Origin of the sequence: Nonomuraea sp. NPDC005692, from assembly GCF_040631115.1 — a bacterium.
Classification (GTDB): Bacteria; Actinomycetota; Actinomycetes; order Streptosporangiales; family Streptosporangiaceae; genus Nonomuraea.
Genome location: NZ_JBEXYU010000015.1, coordinates 170,980 through 187,205, shown reverse-complemented (window position 1 = coordinate 187,205; position 16,226 = coordinate 170,980). Strand labels below are relative to the sequence as shown.

At 69.5% G+C, this 16,226-nt stretch carries 17 protein-coding genes; 9 read left to right on the top strand and 8 right to left on the bottom strand.

What is annotated here, in order from left to right:
- Positions 1-391: 391 nt before the first annotated feature.
- Positions 392-739, bottom strand: a complete 348-nt coding sequence (locus ABZ459_RS28785; protein ID WP_357976535.1) for a peptidase inhibitor family I36 protein — start codon at positions 737-739, stop codon at positions 392-394.
- A 124-nt stretch (positions 740-863) separates the two neighbouring features.
- Positions 864-1,451 carry an isochorismatase family protein gene (locus ABZ459_RS28780; protein WP_357976532.1) on the bottom strand — a complete coding sequence of 196 codons (588 nt, stop codon included), beginning with the start codon at positions 1,449-1,451 and terminating at the stop codon, positions 864-866.
- A 411-nt stretch (positions 1,452-1,862) separates the two neighbouring features.
- On the opposite strand from ABZ459_RS28780, the gene ABZ459_RS28775 reads away from it, so the two are divergent.
- Together ABZ459_RS28775 and ABZ459_RS28770 are read left to right on the top strand one after the other, a co-directional pair.
- A complete protein-coding gene (locus ABZ459_RS28775; RefSeq protein WP_357976529.1) occupies positions 1,863-2,705 on the top strand; it encodes a helix-turn-helix transcriptional regulator in 843 nt (280 codons plus the stop codon).
- A 69-nt stretch (positions 2,706-2,774) separates the two neighbouring features.
- Entirely contained in the window at positions 2,775-3,548 is a 774-nt protein-coding gene (locus ABZ459_RS28770; RefSeq protein ID WP_357976526.1) for an SDR family oxidoreductase, read from the top strand.
- 222 nt (positions 3,549-3,770) lie between these two features.
- Here ABZ459_RS28770 and ABZ459_RS28765 read toward each other — a convergent pair whose 3' ends face one another.
- Both ABZ459_RS28765 and ABZ459_RS28760 read right to left on the bottom strand, forming a co-directional pair.
- Complete coding sequence (locus ABZ459_RS28765) at positions 3,771-4,196, bottom strand: DUF11 domain-containing protein (RefSeq protein ID WP_357976595.1); 426 nt, start codon at positions 4,194-4,196, stop codon at positions 3,771-3,773.
- Entirely contained in the window at positions 4,193-5,356 is a 1,164-nt protein-coding gene (locus ABZ459_RS28760) for a DUF11 domain-containing protein (protein WP_357976523.1), read from the bottom strand. Before ABZ459_RS28760 ends, ABZ459_RS28765 begins: the two co-directional genes overlap by 4 nt.
- Positions 5,357-5,796: 440 nt before the next feature.
- On the opposite strand from ABZ459_RS28760, the gene ABZ459_RS28755 reads away from it, so the two are divergent.
- Positions 5,797-6,180, top strand: coding sequence for a metalloregulator ArsR/SmtB family transcription factor (locus ABZ459_RS28755; RefSeq protein WP_357976520.1), 384 nt, complete (start codon positions 5,797-5,799; stop codon positions 6,178-6,180).
- Positions 6,180-7,079 (top strand): cation diffusion facilitator family transporter, encoded by a 900-nt coding sequence (locus ABZ459_RS28750; protein WP_357976517.1) that lies wholly within the window; start codon positions 6,180-6,182, stop codon positions 7,077-7,079. The genes ABZ459_RS28755 and ABZ459_RS28750 overlap by 1 nt, the downstream gene beginning before the upstream one ends.
- Here ABZ459_RS28750 and ABZ459_RS28745 read toward each other — a convergent pair.
- The 4 genes from ABZ459_RS28745 to ABZ459_RS28730 all read right to left on the bottom strand — a co-directional run bounded on the left by ABZ459_RS28745 (position 7,007) and on the right by ABZ459_RS28730 (position 9,112).
- Positions 7,007-7,381, bottom strand: a complete 375-nt coding sequence (locus tag ABZ459_RS28745) for a hypothetical protein (protein WP_357976514.1) — start codon at positions 7,379-7,381, stop codon at positions 7,007-7,009. The genes ABZ459_RS28750 and ABZ459_RS28745 overlap by 73 nt on opposite strands.
- A gap of 141 nt (positions 7,382-7,522) precedes the next feature.
- On the bottom strand, positions 7,523-8,170 hold the full coding sequence (locus ABZ459_RS28740; RefSeq protein WP_357976511.1) for a DUF305 domain-containing protein: 648 nt from the start codon (positions 8,168-8,170) through the stop codon (positions 7,523-7,525).
- On the bottom strand, positions 8,167-8,778 hold the full coding sequence (locus ABZ459_RS28735; RefSeq protein WP_357976508.1) for a DUF3105 domain-containing protein: 612 nt from the start codon (positions 8,776-8,778) through the stop codon (positions 8,167-8,169). The genes ABZ459_RS28740 and ABZ459_RS28735 overlap by 4 nt, the downstream gene beginning before the upstream one ends.
- 82 nt (positions 8,779-8,860) lie before the next feature.
- On the bottom strand, positions 8,861-9,112 hold the full coding sequence (locus ABZ459_RS28730; protein WP_357976505.1) for a hypothetical protein: 252 nt from the start codon (positions 9,110-9,112) through the stop codon (positions 8,861-8,863).
- 307 nt (positions 9,113-9,419) lie between these two features.
- Here ABZ459_RS28730 and ABZ459_RS28725 point away from each other — a divergent pair, with 307 nt between their 5' ends.
- The 5 genes from ABZ459_RS28725 (at position 9,420) to ABZ459_RS28705 (ending at position 16,118) form a co-directional block, all read left to right on the top strand.
- Positions 9,420-10,673, top strand: coding sequence for a trypsin-like peptidase domain-containing protein (locus ABZ459_RS28725; RefSeq protein ID WP_357976503.1), 1,254 nt, complete (start codon positions 9,420-9,422; stop codon positions 10,671-10,673).
- A gap of 355 nt (positions 10,674-11,028) precedes the next feature.
- Positions 11,029-12,108: a hypothetical protein gene (locus ABZ459_RS28720; protein ID WP_357976501.1), complete on the top strand. Its 1,080-nt coding sequence runs from the start codon at positions 11,029-11,031 to the stop codon at positions 12,106-12,108.
- Positions 12,109-12,338: 230 nt separating this feature from the next.
- Entirely contained in the window at positions 12,339-14,399 is a 2,061-nt protein-coding gene (locus ABZ459_RS28715) for a hypothetical protein (RefSeq protein WP_357976498.1), read from the top strand.
- Positions 14,389-14,805, top strand: coding sequence for an RNA-binding S4 domain-containing protein (locus tag ABZ459_RS28710; RefSeq protein ID WP_357976495.1), 417 nt, complete (start codon positions 14,389-14,391; stop codon positions 14,803-14,805). The genes ABZ459_RS28715 and ABZ459_RS28710 overlap by 11 nt, the downstream gene beginning before the upstream one ends.
- Positions 14,806-14,927: 122 nt before the next feature.
- Positions 14,928-16,118 (top strand): serpin family protein, encoded by a 1,191-nt coding sequence (locus tag ABZ459_RS28705; protein ID WP_357976492.1) that lies wholly within the window; start codon positions 14,928-14,930, stop codon positions 16,116-16,118.
- Positions 16,119-16,226 lie beyond the last annotated feature (108 nt).

Here is a 16,226-nt window from a genome sequence, read left to right as displayed (position 1 = left end):
CCACACGCCTAGCCTGTTCAAGCCCCCGCCGGTGAGCTCGACGCGCACGGCGACGACTGGACGCCGCACCAGACTGCGCACTTGGCATCGACGCACCTGGCCGCCGCCGGTCGCACTGCGCCCGAGCGGCGCACCAGGTCCTGCCGTCAGCAGTTGGCCGGCCTCAACTGCTACGTCCGGCCAGGTGAGAAGACCGCGGCCCGCATCATTGCCAAGCGCGACTTCACAGCACACCGTCGCGTCCGTTTACATGCCCGGCTGAACAGGGACGACGACTGTCAAGTGCACGACATCGCAGCGTTGTCGACAAGGCCGGTTCCCGCCGATGTGCGAGCTTGGCGTCCTCAGCGCGCACGCCTCAGGCCGCGCCATGCCCCCAGCCTCGGGCGGGTCACCGCCAAGCGGCGATCGGGGGATCGAGGGAGGGGGTGTTCCCACCAGATGGGATGAACCCGACCGGCCGGCTGGAGCAGTCGGGGTCGAGGTACAGCAGCCGGGAGAAGCGGGTGTTGTTGACGGCCGATTCCGCATGGGCGTCGGGCGTGGTGATGCACGGACGCGAGCCGGAGACAGGGCGGACGACCTGCCGCTCGCCCTCGAATCCGGGCTCGGTCCAGAAGCAGACCGCATCGTCGGGGCAGCGTGGGTCCGAGGCGTGAAGGGTGTGGGCCGCGGCGGGCGCGGCGGTGGCGAGGGTGGCGCCGGCGGCGAGGACCGCAAGCAGAGTGAGGCAACGCATGGGGGTCTCCTCTCGGTGATGGACTCCGAGATCTCACTACCCTTACTCTGTGCGCTCGTTAACTTACATAGAGTGATGGAGTTGTGTACCCGTAGAGCGGGAGGCGAGAGCCGGGTCTGCCCGCTCAGGCGACGACGGGTTCGCCGCTCAGTGCGACACCGGCCCGGTGCAGTTCGTCCAACGCGGTGCGCGTGGTGTCGGCGGCGACGCCGGCGGTGTAGTCGAGCAGGACTCGCACCGTGAAGCCCGCGCGCGCTCCGTCGAGCGCGGTGGCCTTCACGCAGTGGTCGGTCGCGATGCCCACGACATCGAGGTCGGTGACGTCACGGGCCTTCAGCCAGGCGGACAGCGTCTCGCCTTCCTGAGTGAAGCCCTCGAAACCGCTCTTGGAGGCGGAGTGAGCGCCCTTGTAGAAGACCTCGTCGACATGCCCGGAGTCGACGGCGGGCGCGAAATCCGGATGGAACTCGCCCCCCTCATCACCGACGACGCAATGCACGGGGAACGAGTCCTGGAAGTCGGGATTGTCGGAGAAATGAGGGCCCGGATCGACATGGTGGTCACGGGTGGCGACGACGAAGGCGTACTGCCCGTCGGCGCGCCGGACCAGCTCGGCGATAGCGGCGGCCCGATCCGCGCCACCCTTCACCGGAACGCTGCCGCCCTCACAGAAGTCCTTCTGCACATCGACGACGATCAGTGCACGACTCACGGACACTCCCTTCTCGGGTGTAGCTCTCCTTGCGGACGCCCTTCCGGCGGACGGGTACACCGCTCGCCGGATGCCCACCGACCGGCCGTACGCACGCACGGCAACGCAGCTCACCGCTCCGGATCGGGGCCATACCTGCCCGTTCGTGACGGTGTGCACACAAGCCATCACTATATGCGCTCGTTCTGGGAAGGCAGAAGGGGGATGGCGTTTCAGTGAGCCGGTTCTGCGATCCGGTCGCAGGAGCGGCAGATGTGGTCGGCGGTCTTGGCCCACTTTGCGATCCCTTGTCGAACGTCGCGAGGTGGGTCCAAAGGATGCCGGTCGCCGCCGCAGAGGGCCCGCGGATGACTCCGCCATCAGAGCGTCAGCAGTACGAAGGGGCTGTTGAGAGGCTCCTACGATGGGCGAGTGGATATTTCCCGACTTCCGGTAGAGGCCCGGCAACGGCGCAGTGCCGAGATCCGCGAGTTCCTGCGGTCGCGCAGGGCCAGGCTGACTCCGTACGACGTCGGCATGCCCACCGGCTCCGGCCGTCGTGCCAAGGGGTTGCGCCGCGAGGAGGTGGCGGTGCTCGCGGGGGTGGGGGTGTCCTGGTACACCTGGCTGGAGCAGGGGCGGGAGATCCACGTCTCGGCCGGGGTCCTGGACGCCGTCGCGCGGGTGCTCCGTTTCGACACGGCGGAGCGCGAACATCTGTACCTGCTCGCCGGGCTCAACCCGCCCCAGGCCGAGCCGTCGGACCGGCCGGTCTCCGCGGAGTTGCAGCGGCTGATCGACGGCTGGCTCCCGTCCCCGGCCTACATCCTCGACCGGCACTGGAACCTGGTCGCGGTCAACCGCGCCGCGCACCTGGTGTTCGGCTACTCGGACCGTGACCACAACTGCCTGGTGAGCTTCTTCACCAACGCCCGCTTCCGCTCCTCGCTGCCCCACTGGGAGGACGCGGCCCGGGTGATCGTCGGCCAGTTCCGCGCCGACGCGGCCCGCTACCCGGACGACCTGGAATTCGGCAGGCTGGCCGCCGACATGTGCGCCGCGAGTCCTTCCTTCGCCGAGATCTGGGCCGAGCATCCGGTCGGCAACGCGACCGAGGGCGTCAAGGTCGTCCACACGTCGGAGACAGGTGAGCTGATCTTCGAGTACAGGTCATTGTCGTTGCCCGACCGGCCAGGACACCGGCTGATGCTGCACACGCCGCAGCCGGGCACTGCCACCGGGGCGCGGCTGTCCGAGCTGATGGCGAGCGCCTGAAGGTGGTGGTGCCAGGCCTAGGTTCGACCGGAACTGCTGGAATCGGACGATCCGTTTGAGGATTGCCGCATGAACCGATTCCTGAACAAGACCGTTCTGATCACGGGCGGTGCCAGTGGCATGGGCTTCGCCACGGCGCAGCGGCTCCTGGGCGAAGGCGCGTACGTCGTCATCACCGGACGCGACCAGGTCCGTCTCGACACTGCGGCCGCCCGCTTGACGGGCGCCCTGCCGGAGCCCGGCTCGGGCCGGGTGCTCGCGGTTCGAGCCGACGTCGCCTCCCCGGCGGACCTCGACCTTCTGATGCGGCGGATCGAAACCTGGCGCGGTGGCCTGGACGCGGTCTTCGCGAACGCCGGCGTGGGCGTGTTCAAGCCGAGCGCCGAGATCACCGAGGCGGAGTTCGACCACACCGTCGGCGTCAACTTCAAGGGCGTCTTCTTCACCATCCAGAAGGCGCTGCCGCTGATGCGGGACGGCAGCGCGATCGTCATCAACGCGTCCTGGACGCTGTATCGCGGGCTGTCCGTCGCCTCCGTGTACTCCGCCAGCAAGGCAGCCGTCCATAATCTCGCCCGGACGCTGGGCGCCGACCTCGCGCCGCGCGGCATCAGGGTCAACTCGGTCAGCCCGGGTTACATCGACACCGAGATGTACCGCGACGCCAACCCCGCCCCGGAGAGCGAGGCACGCAACTCGGCCGAGGTACCGCTCGGCGCCCTCGGTCACGCTGACGACGTCGCGGCGGCGGTGGCGTTCCTGGCCTCTGACGAGGCTGCCTACATCACCGGGCAGGACCTGGTCGTGGACGGCGGGCTCGTCGCCAGTGTTCCCGCCGCCTGAGCCGGCGGGCCGCCCCCTTCAGTGCCGGCTCCGCCGGCCGCAAAGTTTCACTGTCCATGATCCATGAACGCACCCCTCTCCAGGGTCGTCTCGCCTCGTGACGTGACCGAGCACGAGCCGGCCCGATCCGCATGCCCGCGGCAGGACCAGGTCCACAGGCTTGGGCAGCGCGTGCGGTTCCCGCAGCGTCACCGCGTCCATCAGGACGAGGCACATTGACGGTCAGCAGCCGCCACAGCCTCCCCCGCAACCGCACCCGCCGCCGCCTTGGGGCGGGCAGGGGGCCGGTGGGCGGGCGCAGACGACGACTTCGTCGGTGACGGGGCCGTCGGTCTCGTTGGCGGTGGCGGTGGCGGTATTGGTCAGCGGGCCGGGCTTGGTGACCTTGGCCAGCAGGGTGAGGGTCTGGGTGGTGCCGAGCTCCATCGCGCCGACGTCCCACAGGCCGGTGGCGGGGTCGTAGCTGCCGGCGGTGGGAGTGGCGGAGATGAAGGTCAAGCCCTCGGGAAGCTGGTCGACGACCGTGACGCCGGTGGCGTCGTTGGGCCCGTTGTTGGTGACGGCCACGTGGTAGGTGACCGCCTCGCCGACGGCGGCCTCGGTACGGTCGGCGGCCTTGACGACGGCGAGCTCGACGACGCGCTTCACCGGCGTGGTGGTGGCGTTGGAGGTCGAGGTGAGGTGGTCGGGGGTGTTGCCGAGGGTGTTGTCGTAGGTGGCGCGGGCCTGGTTCTCGATCTCGCGGCCGGCGCCGGCGCGTTCGACGCGGACACGGAACTCCACCGTGGTTCCGTTGGGCGCGTCCGCGGTCGAGGCCAGGCTGCGCCCTGCTGGGCGGTGGCGCCCTGGCCAAGGTGGAAGACGACGCGCCCGGCGCCTGCGTCGACGTACGCCTGGTCGTCGCCGGCCGCGTCGCTCTTGCCGCCGCTGCCCGGGCCGTCGATGACGCGCAGGGAGCCGGGGACGTAGCTGGTACCGGCCGGGATGTCGTCGGTCAGCACGAGGTTGTCGGCCGGGGCACCGCCTTCGTTCCTGGCGTTCACCCGGTAGGTGATGACGTCGCCGACCTCGACCTCGCCCTCGGGGATGGCGGCCTTGGTGAGCACGACGCAGGGGGCGGTGCCGAAGACGATGCCGTCCAGGAAGTTGCCGATCGCCGGGTTGCCGCCGGCGGCGGAGATGGACTTGAAGGCGAACCGGGTGGTGGTCTGGCCGGGTGGGACGACGTATTCGCCGGTGTAGTGGCCCCAGGCGGTGTTGCCGTCGGTCATCCGCGCCTGTTCCACCGGGGCGTTCGGGGGACCGATCTGCAGCGCCATGGTGTCGGCGCCCTGGCGGCCGCGGTGGGAGAGTCTCCAGTACAGCTTGGCGCCGGGTGTGGTGGGCAGGTCCTGGTACAGGGTGGAGACCATGTTGGCGTTGAGCTCGGCGAACTGCCGGCCGTCGTCGGAGGGCACGTTCTGGAAGCCGGTGTGCCAGAGTTCGATCTGGCCGTCGGAGGCGGTGGTGCGCCAGCCGGGCACCGCGCGGGGGTCGTTGTGGGAGGCGTCGGGCCGTATCTCGTAGTTGCTGACGACGGGTGCTTCGAAGCTGCCGTTGATCAGGGAAATGCGTTGACCGCATCCGCCGGGGGCGGGGTTCTGGGGTACGGCCATGAGGTGTCCTTCCGTCGAGGTGGCGGCGAACTGGTCGGCGTCGATGGCCTTCGGGTGCGCCGTCTGGGGCCTGCGCAGCGGGCTGCTGTGGGCGGCGCGAGAGCGCAGGGCGGACCACAGGCGGGCGGCTTGGGACGGCTTGTCGGCGTGCACGAGCGAATGGCCTCGCGTGGTGGGCGGGCGGGGTCGAGGACGGGAGAAGCGCAGCAAGGGGCGCGGACTTTTCCTGCTCGGCAACGGACGGGGGCGAGCAGGGACTGGCTGTCATGTCCGGGCGGCGGGCTGCTCGATGGGCGGCTGCCCTACGAGCCTGCGGCCTTGGCGGAGGTGCTGATCACGACGGTGAGGGAGGTGGGAGCGTGTGTTCAGCGCCTTCCAGCTATAAATGCTCTTCGTGCCCGATTGCACACTCAACGTAATTGAGGCTGGTGGCGGCGATGAACTAGCCGCAGAGTTAGAGCCGCATGGCCGCAATGGGGTGACGCGCCCACAAGTGCTGTTCGGCGCCGTCGCGAGCGAGCTGCCGTTGTTGACATTCGTCGCATAGGCGACAAAATACTCATATGAACAGTTCTTCAGCTGAGAATGTGTTGGTGGTTGACGGCTGCACCGTCAAGGTCGTCGACGCCGACCGGGTGTCCGCGGTGTGCGAGCGGATGCCCGCCGCCGAGGACCTCACCGACACGGCGGACATCTTCGGCCTGCTGTCCGACCCCAACCGGCTGAAGCTGCTGGTCGCCCTGCTGGACGGCGAGCTGTGCGTGTGCGACCTGGCCGCGGTGACCGGGCAGAGCGAGTCCGCGGTCTCCCACGCGCTGCGCCTGCTGCGCGCCCACCGCATCGTGGCCGCCCGCCGGTCGGGCCGGATGGCTTATTACCGGCTGGAAGATCCGCACGTACGGATGCTGCTGGACCTGGCGCTGGCCCACACCGAGCACACCGAGGCCATCCACCCGGAGCGGGAGGGCGAGCGCTGATGGGCGTGGGTCACGGGCACGGGCACGCCGGTGCCCGGCACCGCTGGCGGCTGGCGGTCTCGTTCGTCCTGATCGGCGGATTCTTCCTGGTCGAGCTGGTCTACGGGCTGATCTCCGGGTCGCTGGCCCTGATGTCGGACGCCGGGCACATGGCCGCCGACGTGGTCACGCTCGGCGCGGCGCTGGTCGCGACCAGGATCGCCGCGCGCCCCGACACCACCGGCCGGCGCAGTTACGGGTCCTACCGGGCAGAGGTGTTCGCCTCGCTGCTGGCCGTGATCCTCATGCTGGGCGTCGCCGTCTACGTGGTCGCCGAGGCGATCGGCAGGATCGGCGGCCCGGCCGAGGTCTCCTCCGGGCCGATGCTCGTGGTGGGCGCGCTCGGTCTGGTGGTCAACCTGATCGCCCTGCTCCTGCTGCGGTCCGGCGCCAGCGAGAGCCTCAACGTCAAGGGCGCGTACCTGGAGGTGGTCGCCGACACCGCGGGCTCGGTCGGCGTCATCGCGGCGGGGTGGCTGATCACGGCGACCGGCCAGGTGTTCTGGGACACGGTCATCGCGCTGGCCATCGGCGTGTTCGTCGCCGTACGTGCGATCTCGCTCGGCCGGCAGGTGTTCGCGGTGCTCGGCCAGCACGTGCCCGAGGGCATGGACGCCGCCGTCGTGGCGGCCGACCTGGCGGCCATCGAGGGCGTGCGCGACGTGCACGACCTGCACCTGTGGACGCTGACCTCCGGCATGAACGTCGCCACCGCGCACCTCGTCACGGGCGACCAGAGCGACAACCACTCCGTCCTCGATCAGGCCCGCGACCTGCTCCGCACCCGTCATGGCGTCGCGCACGCGACCCTGCAGGTGGAGCCGGACGGCCACATCGGCTGCGACGAGGTCGGCTGGTAGCCGCGGGCTACTTCGACGGCCGTCGGTAGAGCCAGGTCAGGCGGGGTGCGAGCACCATCCCTGGTCCTTGGCGATGAGCACGACCACGCCGTGCAGCAGTAGAGCGTGCGGGTGCCGAGCTCGGTGAACCAGGTCTCGCGCCTGGGCACCAGTGCCAGCACGGCCAGGCACATCGCCAGCGCGCAGATCAGCAGCCCCGCGCGCAGGCCCAGCCCGGCGTACCAGGACAGGTCGAGCGCCTGGTAACTGGTCTTGTAGTAGAACGGGCTCAGCTTGGCCCGCGGGGCGACGTGGAGCGCCACAGCGCGATCATCAGGAACTTGACGTTGTCGAGGAAGGGGTCGCGCCTCTTCGCCCGCGACGCCTGCTGAGGAACGGTCGCGAGTTGCCCGGACTGGGCGTTCTCAGCCATCCGTGTGCCGGTCCAGGTTCGCCGACCTGCTTCAGCGGGCCTGAGGCGACGTCGTCTCGGCCGCGCCGCGGGCGGCGAGCATGCCGCGCATCAGCTCGATCTCCGCCTTCTGGGCGGCGAGTATCGAACGCGCCATGCGCCTCACCTGCGGCTGGCCGCTCCCCTGCGCCGCCTGGGCCATCTGCACGCCGCCCTGGTGATGCGGGATCATCAGGCGCAGGAAGAGGGTCTCCGCCTCCTTGCCGCTCGCCTGTTCCAGTTGCTTGAGCTGCTCGCGGGTGGCCATGCCGGGCATCTGGGCGGACCGCGGTCCCATGCCGGGCATGTTCTGGTGGCCCTGCCGCATCCAGGCCATGCGGGGCTCCAGCGACGCCTGGGGCAGGCCCCACAGGTCCAGCCAGGCGTACATCTGCCCGACCTGCTGCTGCTGGGTGGTCGCGATGTCGTAGGCGAGCGTCCTGACCTCGCGGTCGGTGGTGCGGTCGCGGATGATCAGTGCCATCTGTACGGCCTGCGCGTGGTGGGCCTGCATGTCACGGGCGAAGCCGGCCTCCAGCGACGTGTCCCCGGGCGGGCCCGCGTACCAGAGGCGGAGGCCGAGGGCGGACAGCGCGAGCGTCAGCACCGCGGTCACCGCCACCAGGACGCCGCGCCGCCGCAGGAACGCCGGGAACCTCATGCCGACGGCTCCCCGACCCCGCCGCTGCAGGACGCGCCCGGCTCGGGCGTCCCTGGGCCGTTGATGTTGGCGCGCAGGAACGCCGTCAGCCGCGGGTCGTCGGCGTTGTCGAGCTTGAGCTGCTTGCCCCAGGCGCTGAGCACGACCGGCGCGGACAACCCCGTGTACGGCGACAGCACGACGAAGTCGCGCCCCTGGGCCTGCTTGTACAGGATGTCCAGCTGGTCCTTCGGCAGCCCCGGCCGGAAGGCGATCCAGACGGCTCCGTGCTCCTGGCTGTGGACGACGTTCTCGTTGCGCAGGGGTTCGGAGTAGATGCCGCAGTTCTGCCACTCCGGCGCATGGTCGCCGCCGACCGGCGGGGCCTGCGGGTAGCTGACGACCTTGTCGGTGTGGTTGCGACCGGTCACGTTGATCGTCTGGACGGCGTCCAGCGACCGTCCGGCCCGGTCGGCCAGGACGAACGCCGTGGCCGCCGTGGCCACCCCGGCGGCCACGACCACCGTGGCGCTGATCGTGACGACCCGCCGCCGACGCTCCGTGCGCTGCTGCTCCGCCCGCAGCGCGGCGAGCCGCTCCTTGAGCGTGCCCTCGGCGTTCTTGTCCATCCGCTACCTCCGACCGCGTGCTTCTACTGTACGTAGAACTTCTACAGTACGTAGAATATGGATGCCGTAAACGTCCCCTGTCTCACTGGTCCCGGGTGCGCTTGTCCAGCTGGGCGAGACGGTTGTTGTAGGCGGCCAGTTCGGCGTCCTTGCGCTGGTCGGCGTGGCGGTCCTGGCTTCGCGCCTGCCGGTGGTCGCCGAACGCCCACGCCATGCCGCCGGCGACCGCCTGGTCCTCCCTCCTGCGCGCCCTGCCCGAGCACACCCCCGACCAGATCACGCAGACGCTGCGCCAGGCCAAGATCGATCCCGGCACCAGTGTCGGGGAGCTCACCCTGCTGCAGCGCCACCTCCTGCTCACCTCCCTCAGCGACGCACTCCCCACCCCCGCCTCCCTGAGACGACACCTCAGCCGACCCGCTCGCCTCCACGAAAGGGGTTGCGCTCGTCAGAGCCGGAAACGCCGGTTCGGCCGATGAAGTTCGACAACTTGTAGAAATGAATGTCGGCGACTCACACCCGTCCCACCTGGATCGATAAGGCCGCCATGAGGAGCGGCCCCCGTTCCGGGATCAAGGGCTTAGCCGGGTCTTACGCCGGAGTTGGCACCGTGAGGCAGCGGAACTTGAGGGAGATGACAGATGAACGCGCACGAGCCTCACGAGCAGGACCCTGGAGCGCAGGGAAACGGCGGGTGGAGCCAGTTCGGCACCACGCCGCCGACGGCGGGAGGCTTTCCCCGGCGCGACCCGATCGTCACGGAACAGCCGCCGCCCCCGCCTCCGCCGGCGCCCGCCTGGAGGGCCCGTTTCACCGCCGGCCAGAAGGCGGTGGCCGGGCTCGCACTGGCGGCGATGGCGATCGCGGGTGGGGTGGTCGGCGCCGTCGCGGCGACCTCCTTCCGGCCCGCGCCTGTCGCCACCACCGTCCACGCACCCAGTCCCGTCCTGAAGCCGGCCTCCGGACCGCTCACCGTGGCGGACGTCGCAGCGAAGGTTCAGCCGACCGTCGTGATGATCCAGGGGCAGAGCGGCGAGGGCTCGGGCGTCGTGCTGTCGCCGGACGGCCTCATCCTCACCAACAACCACGTGGTCGAGGGCGCGAGCCAGGGCGGCGGGCAGATGAGCGTGAAGTTCAGCGACGGCAAGACGGCCAAGGCGAGCATCGTCGGCACCGATCCAGCCACCGACCTGGCCGTCATCAGGGCCGCGGGCATGTCCGGGCTGACCAAGGCGACGCTCGGCGACAGCGACGCGCTCAAGGTCGGCGAGGCCGTACTGGCCATCGGCAGCCCCCTCGGCCTGGACGGATCCGTGACGGCGGGCATCGTCAGCGCGCTTGACCGTACCCTCACCACTGGCCCTGACCAGCGGCAACAACTCCCTCCCGGCTTGGGACAGGAGCAGAACCAGCAGAGCGCCGGCACGACGATCGGCGGCGCCATCCAGACCGACGCCTCGATCAACCCGGGCAACTCCGGCGGCGCGCTGGTCAACGCCGCGGGCGAGCTGGTCGGCATCAACACCGCCATCGCCTCGAACGCCGCCGGCGGCGGCGTGGGCTTCGCCATCCCGGTCAACACCGCCAAGCAGGTCTCCGACCAGCTCATCGCCACCGGCAAGGTCCGCCACGCGGTGCTCGGGGTGAGCGTCACCGACGCGACCGGCGATGTGCCCGGCGCCCTGATCAGCCAGGTCATTGCGGGAAGCCCGGCGGAGAAGGCCGGACTGAAGCAGGGCGACCTGATCACGAAGATCGGCGACACACCGGTCGACGCGGGCGAGACCGTCGTCGGACAGGTCAGAGGCTTCAAGCCGGGCCAGCAGGTCAAGATCACTTACCTGCGGGACGGCCGGACCCGCGAGGCCGACGTCACCCTCCAGGAGAAGACCTGACCCGACAGCCGCGCCGGCGAGCATGGTGACCAGTCGACCAAGCCTGTCTCGCCGGCGGCCAGGCGCGGCGATGGCGCACGCGCCGGGGCCTCTCCCCAGGCAGGAAAGGGCCCGCTTCCTGCCTGGGATCGTATGCGGGAAGGCCTTCTCCCGCTCCGCTGCCGATCGAGATAGATGATGACGTGGTCGCGTTTCAACTCGCAGTAGTACTGCACCGGCTCGCGGTGCAGTATGAAGCCGTGCTCGTTCGCGATGGCCATCAGGCGCTGTTCGAGATCCGTGAGCGGGTGCTCGTGTGCGGTCATTGTGCTCCAGTGGAACCTTTGCATCATCGAGAATTGTGAGAGCAGGATCGATGACAGGAATCTGGCGGGACACCGAGGATGGGCTGGTCCCCCTGCCGACACAACCGTTTCTCCGCGAAAAAGATCTGCACGACAGCATCGAGCGGACCCCTGCCATGCTGCCACTGCGTGGACAGCCGAGGTTGGTGATCCTGGGTCGAGAGGTCTCTCTCGGCGCTGGCTACGCCGATTTGATTGCGGTCGACGCCGACACCGGTCAACCCGTGATCATTGAGGTGAAGCTCGCGGCCAACTCCGATCGAAGGTCGGTCTTCACTCAGGTTCTCGGTTACGCGTCGCACCTCTTCCGACTGTCATCTGAGACGTTCGAGGAACTCGTGCGCCCCTTCCTGGCCAAGCGCGGAAGCTCGTCCATTGCGGATGCGATCAGGACGGAGATCGCCGACGGCTCGGTGGACATGGCCGCTTTCCAGGACAGCATGATCGCGGCTCTGGAGGAGGGTCGGATCCGGTGCGTGGTGGTGCTCGATGCCGCCTCGCCTGACCTGATCGATCTCGCCGGCTATCTACAGGCGGTCACCAACGACCGGCTCGACATCGACCTGGTGACCGTCTCGGCGTACAAGGTGCAGGACAGCCAGGTGCTGGTGCCTCAGTTGATCGAGCCGGAGCGGGCGACCATGCGATCGCATGCGCGGCCGCCCAGCTCCCGGAGAGAGGCCAAGCCGACAGCGGGATCAGCTTTGTTCATCGCCAGCATCGACGACGCGGACCCAGCCCATGGCGAAGACCTCCGCCGCCTCTGTGAGTGGGCGCACCAATTGGAAAGCGCCGGATTGGCCACGCTCTACACGACCGTGGGCAAGGGACGTTGGGTGCTGAATCTCCGCCTGCCGGGTCAGGAGCGCGGCATGCTCACCATCTGGAATGACCGAGGAGCCTTCCTCAGCCCGCAGCGTTCGGTCCTGGCAGCCGAAGCACCTCTGACATTGGCCCGTCTGGACGAACGTTCCCCGAACGAGATCCGCCAGAACAACTACCTGACCAACCCGGTGGACCAGGAGATCCTCGAACTGTTCAAGGATGCGTACGCCGAGGCTGCGCACCGTAGGAACCGCCCTAGCCCGTGATGCAGACATTCCCGGGTTCGTCGACCGTGCCGGGTTGGATCGGCGGCCGTCGAAACGCAGTCGCTCCGACGTGTGGTGGACCGGGGACCTGCCTCTTCGCAGCTCATCGGGGCGGCACGCGTTAGTGTGCAAGTGCGCAAAGCGTGGTTTGTGGGTCAGGACAGGTCATAGCCTTGGGCGGCTTCGTTCACTGACGGTGTTGCGGTTGCAGTGTTCAGAGAGGTAGCGCGGTGTTCGAGGCTGTGGACGAGGTGCCGTGGGCGCGGCTCGGGTCCTGGCGCGACGGCCCGGACGCGGTACCCGACCTGCTGAGGGAGATCGCGGCGGCACCGTCGGGTACGCGGGTGGAGTCGCCAGTAGAACGGCTGCGATATGGCCTATTCAATGACATCGCGTGTCACGAGGTGTACGCCGCGGCTCCCTATCTGGTGCCGTACTTGATGGAGTTGGCCCGGGTTGCGCGGCAGCCTCATCGTGGGTTGATCCTGGACCTGATGACCGTCATGGCGAAGGCTCAGCCCCATCGCAATGTGTTCCGGGATCCCGCAGCCGGCCCCGAGCCTGACCACGCGGCTCTGGCGCGGGCGGCCATGGTCGACCACGTCGGCACGCTCGTGCAGTTGCTGGACGACGTCTCTCCGAAAGTCGTGGCGAAGGCGGCACGTCTGCTGGCCTGCCTGCCGGAGGCCGCACCGCTGAGTGTTCCTGCGTTGCGCGTACGGGCCGAGAAGGGGATGAGGCGGCCGGGTGAAGCCGGGGCGGTGGCCTGCGTACTGGCTGTGGCATGGCTGGCGGCGGCCGATCACGCGACGTGGTTCAACAGCCTGCTCAGCGACCCCTCTGCGCATCGCGACCTGCGAGCCATCGCCGCGGCGGGTCTCGCGCTGTCGGATCCCACGGCGGAGCCGGACGACGACGCGTTGATCAAATTGATGGCTGACGCACACGCTGACGCCGGTTCGGTGCTGGAGCGCTTCGAATGGCACGGCCGCGGAATCACGCCCCTCAATACGGCGCTGATGGGGGCGGAACGTTGGCAGCGGGAAGTGACCCGCGATCTGCTGCTCCGTCCCGGACACCAAGCGGTCGACCGAGGTCTGCACAGTGCCCGGGAGGCGATCTGGCACTGGCGCGCCGCGCCGGCAGAGTTGCTTCCGCTGCTTGCCGACCTGGCGCGTGATCTGGCGTCCGTATCACGGCCCAAGAACAGCCAACAGGACGCCCTGAGATATGCAGTTCAGCTGATCGCCGGCTCCGGCCAAGCCGCCGCGGCGCACGCGGACGTGCTGGCCGCGATGCTCACGGGAGACCCCGCCGAACCGTGGCCGGAAGCAGCCGCGCCCGCCGTGGAAGGGCTGGCCATGCTCGGCGACGGCCGCTGCATCCCCTGGCTTGCCGCCGCCTTCCAGGACAGGCACGGCCACGTCAAGCACCTCAACGTCCGAGACATGATCCCAGCCCTGGTGGTGCAAGCGGATGCGCTGATCCCGGCACTGAAACGCTATCTCGGTCCTTCGGACACAAACGGCACCATGCAATACGTCGACTGCTGCGACGCGCTGATCTCGTGGGGAGCGGCAGCAGCGCCCTTGGCACCGGCGATCGCCTCCCGCCTGGCACCGATGTACCTCTCCGTTGTGCTGCCGCTGTTCGGCGCAATGGGCCCGGCCGCCGCCGACGTCGAACCTCAGATACGTGCCCTACTCGACGACGAGCGTGACCAGCACAAGGCGGCCTGGGCGCTGTGGAGAATCACCGGCGCCCCTGGACAGGCCCCGACGCTGCTGACCGAACACCTCGAACGCTGCGGCGGCCGTGCCGCGGGCGACGTCGCCCCCATGCTCGAACAACTCGGTCCCGCCGCCTCCATCGCCGCGCCGGTGTTGTACGAGCACTTCCACGATGCCGAGCACGGCCACCTGTACGACCGGGTGGCGATCGCGCGGGCCCTGCTGGCGATCACCGGTGACAGCGAGGGGCTCGTCACGCCACTGCTGGAGGCCATCACCGCCAGGCCACTGTCGGATCAGGGACATCGATGGGCTCCTCCCTCCGAGCTCCTCGCCGTCGAGGCGCTGGGCAGGATCGGCTCGGCGGCGGACGCGGCCGTACCGGCACTGGAGGCCATCGCATCCGGCCGGGCCCGCGTGACGGACTGCGACGTATGGGCCGACGACCACTACCAACAGGCCGCCCGGCATGCGCTAGCTGCCATCAACCAGGCCCGCGCCGGGCAGAACGTGGATGCCGGCGGCGTGGCGTTCTCAGTACAGTGGCGGGGTGGTGGGTGAGCAGCTGAGTGTGCGGGTGGACAGCTGGATCTGGGCGGTTCGGCTCACCAAGACCCGTTCGATCGCGTCCGACGCCTGCCGGGGCGGTCATGTCCGGGTCAACGGGGTTCGGGTCAAGCCTGCGCACGCCGTCCGGGTCGGGGACGAGATCCGGCTGCGGCACGATGGGCGCGAACGCATCGTGGTGGTCTCCCGCGCCATCACCAAGCGCGTGGGCGCCGCCGTGGCCGCCGAGTGCTACGTCGACAAGAGCCCTCCGCCGCCTCCTCGCGAGGAGACCGTGGCGGTGGCCGTCCGGGCTCGTGGCGCGGGGCGTCCCACCAAACGCGAACGCCGCAGCATCGACAGGCTGCTCGCGCGCCCGACGGTGGAGGAGCGGCGGGACGGCCGGGCACGCCCGGACTGATCGAGCAGATCCCGCCGTCCTCGATGGCATCACCGTACGACGGGCTGACCGCATCCCCTCCCGGGGCTCTCTGGCGCTCGCACGGTACTCGTCTAGGACTTCGCTCTTGTACGGTCGCCCGCATGAACCGGCAGCAGCAGCACGAAGCGGTGTCCGCGGCCAATGCACTGACCGCCCGGTGGGTGAAGACCTGTTCGGGGGGATCTGTCGTGATGGCCGGCGCGGGCGCCTGGCCGTTGCTGGCTCATCTCGCGTCAGCCGCCGGTGGACGGGGGCGCGCGGAACTGCAGGAGGCCGTGGGGGTGGACGCCGCCACCGCCTCCCAGGCGGCCAGGGCCGTACTGTCGATCATGGACGGGTCCACGGCGGTCCGGTCGGCGCTGGGCCTGTGGTCCCGGCCGAACCTGCCGCTGCGCCCGGACTGGCTCGGCACGCTTCCCGCAGGCATGGACGGCGAACTGACCGCGGACCCGGCGGCGGACCGCCTCCGGCTCGACACCTGGGCCAAGGAGCAGACCGGCGGGCTGATCGACGCCATGCCCCTCCAGCTGAGCGACCGCGTGCTGCTCGTCCTGGCCATGGCGCTGACCGTGCGCACCGCGTGGCTGCGGCCGTTCACCGACGGCGTCGACCTGTTCGAGGCCGGTCCGTGGGCCGGGCGGAAGATCCATGTCCTACGCCGCAGCACCCGCGTACTCGACCGGGCCCGGGTCGCCGACACCCCGGCCGGCCGGCTGACCTTGCTTCGCGTCATGGGTACCGGTGGGATCGACGTCCATCTCGTGCTGGGTGACGACTCGACGGGCCCCGGGCACGTTCTCGGTGCTGGGGTCGATGTGCTGGCCGGGCGTCACCGCGCCACACCGGCCGGCGTTCTGGCCGCGGGCTGTCCGGGTCCCGGGATGACTGTCCGCCACGTTCGCGACCACGTCCCTGAGGACGTGCTGAACGTCAGAGTCCCGCGTTTCACCGTCACCGCCACGCATGACCTCCTGGAGTTGCCCGAGGTCTTCGGCCTGGCAACGGTGACCGACCCGAACCGCGGGCACTTCCCCGGCATCAGCACCCAGCCGCTCGCCGTCACGCAGGCCCGGCAGAACGTCGTCGCCGCCTTCCAGGCCGCCGGCTTCGAAGCGGCCGCGATCACCGCCTTCGGCGCCGTCGGAGGCGGAATGCCACCGCCGTCCCGGTACCGCGTCAGGCACGTCGACCTCGACTTCAGCCGTCCCTTCGGGTTCCTCGCGGTTGACCGCCGGAGCCGGCTCATCATGGCCGCGGGCTGGGTCGCCGAACCCGAACCATGGTCTGACTGAGCTCCGCGGCGCCCTCGCCGGGCCGAAAAATCGGTTGCCTGGGACGGCGTGGCTTCGAGAACGTGGTGCCCATGAGGCTCTGACGATCACCCCCGCCCTTCGAGATGC

Bases quoted from the DNA above. Each gene is read 5' to 3' on its own strand.
- ABZ459_RS28785 (WP_357976535.1), bottom strand. From the start codon at position 739: ATGCGTTGCCTCACTCTGCTTGCGGTCCTCGCCGCCGGCGCCACCCTC.
- ABZ459_RS28770 (WP_357976526.1), top strand. From the start codon at position 2,775: ATGAACCGATTCCTGAACAAGACCGTTCTGATCACGGGCGGTGCCAGT.
- ABZ459_RS28750 (WP_357976517.1), top strand. From the start codon at position 6,180: ATGGGCGTGGGTCACGGGCACGGGCACGCCGGTGCCCGGCACCGCTGG.
- ABZ459_RS28740 (WP_357976511.1), bottom strand. From the start codon at position 8,170: ATGAGGTTCCCGGCGTTCCTGCGGCGGCGCGGCGTCCTGGTGGCGGTG.
- ABZ459_RS28735 (WP_357976508.1), bottom strand. From the start codon at position 8,778: ATGGACAAGAACGCCGAGGGCACGCTCAAGGAGCGGCTCGCCGCGCTG.
- ABZ459_RS28725 (WP_357976503.1), top strand. From the start codon at position 9,420: ATGAACGCGCACGAGCCTCACGAGCAGGACCCTGGAGCGCAGGGAAAC.
- ABZ459_RS28720 (WP_357976501.1), top strand. From the start codon at position 11,029: ATGACAGGAATCTGGCGGGACACCGAGGATGGGCTGGTCCCCCTGCCG.
- ABZ459_RS28705 (WP_357976492.1), top strand. From the start codon at position 14,928: ATGAACCGGCAGCAGCAGCACGAAGCGGTGTCCGCGGCCAATGCACTG.